The organism is Pseudomonas sp. dw_612, assembly GCF_018449725.1.
Lineage (GTDB): Bacteria > Pseudomonadota > Gammaproteobacteria > Pseudomonadales > Pseudomonadaceae > Aquipseudomonas.
In genome coordinates this window covers 1-1,184 of record NZ_JAAVVC010000060.1, presented here as the reverse complement: position 1 = coordinate 1,184, position 1,184 = coordinate 1, and the positions used below count along the sequence as shown (strand labels likewise).

The window sequence follows — 1,184 nt, the reverse complement described above, 5'->3', positions numbered from 1 at the left end:
GGGTGACGCCTTGGGCTTCGATGACCCAGGCGCTGAGGGATTCCCAGGGGACGAAGAGCGGTTCGGTGGCGTCCTCGGGCATGAAGCAGACTTCGCGGCGTTGGCGGTTGAAGCGGGTGGGGATGATCTCGGCGCGTTTGTTGTGGTTGTGGAGCCAGACGCAGAGGCCGATGAATAGAGCGAACAAGCTCGTTTGTATAGCGAGCCCGTAGGCCTCATGGAAGATCCCTTCTATAGCATGGGAAATATCGTCCCAGCCCATCCCGAACAAAAAAAACATGAATCCGCCAATAAGCGGGAATAGGAAAGCAATCATAAAGGCAGTGGTGAGCGGTCCTCCTAATATGACCTGCCATGAGAACACCTGTGGAGACCCCAACCCGAAGTCCATGTACACCTCATTTAACGCCCCGATATGAGGACCATGAGGCGGTATTGGCGTAGGCAGCGGCAGCGGGGCGAGATAGGTGATCTTCCCGCTTGGAAAGGGCTCGATATCCCCGGCTTTTCGCGACTGCTCAAGGTGTAGTTTCGGCACGGGGTTATCCAGATTTTTGGGCATGGTCGACCGACTCCAGCAAATGGGTTTCAACCAGCAACACGGGAGGCTGCTCGGTGACTGTGTTGGGCGGTAGCGCAGGAAAACGGCCTTCGCCACGAGGGTTGAGATGAATGATGTGGGTGCGGGAGATCCACTGTCCTTTGGCATTCAGTACCTGCACGCACACTGCCAGTTCAAGTGTCTCGACTACGGGCGCCATTGGGTTATTGTGATTCAGCGGGTATTGCAGGCATAAAATCAGCGGGTCTGCTTGCACCACTTGCAGGCTGTCCGACACTTCATCGCTGATCACATCCTTGCGCTCATGGGCGCTACCGCGACTGTCGAGTGGGCGGTAAAGCCGATGGGCACCGATGCCCAAACGGTGAGAGGGGTTACCGCTCAAGGGAGGCTGGAAGTCTCTCCGTTTCATGCGCGTTGTTTGTTGCCGGTGTTCAAGCGCTGCACCTCGGCAAAAATCTCGGTGATGGCCCGTCCTGGCTGACGTTTATGCAGTCGGCGAACCTGTTCGCTCATCCTGAGCAAGTCTTCACTTGGTTTGACCCATTGGACCTTGGGCAGCGGTTCCGACCATTGCTGCATGACGTCGGGCAACATTTTTTGGCCCATGGCTTTGATGCGA

Annotated in this window: 1 protein-coding gene and 2 pseudogenes; all 3 read right to left on the bottom strand. The window is 56.5% G+C overall.

Features of this window, described 5'->3' with window-relative positions; translation table 11 throughout:
- Positions 1–562 (bottom strand): annotated as a pseudogene (locus HB680_RS32460) (hypothetical protein); the annotation flags it as partial.
- Positions 543–974 carry a hypothetical protein gene (locus HB680_RS32455; RefSeq protein ID WP_213942330.1) on the bottom strand — a complete coding sequence of 144 codons (432 nt, stop codon included), beginning with the start codon at positions 972–974 and terminating at the stop codon, positions 543–545. The pseudogene HB680_RS32460 and the gene HB680_RS32455, both read right to left, overlap by 20 nt.
- Positions 971–1,184 (bottom strand): annotated as a pseudogene (locus HB680_RS32450) (hypothetical protein); the annotation flags it as partial. The pseudogene HB680_RS32450 and the gene HB680_RS32455, both read right to left, overlap by 4 nt.

What these genes read in the sequence shown, in the direction of transcription:
- HB680_RS32455 (WP_213942330.1), bottom strand. Translation starts at nt 974, where the DNA reads ATGAAACGGAGAGACTTCCAGCCTCCCTTGAGCGGTAACCCCTCTCAC.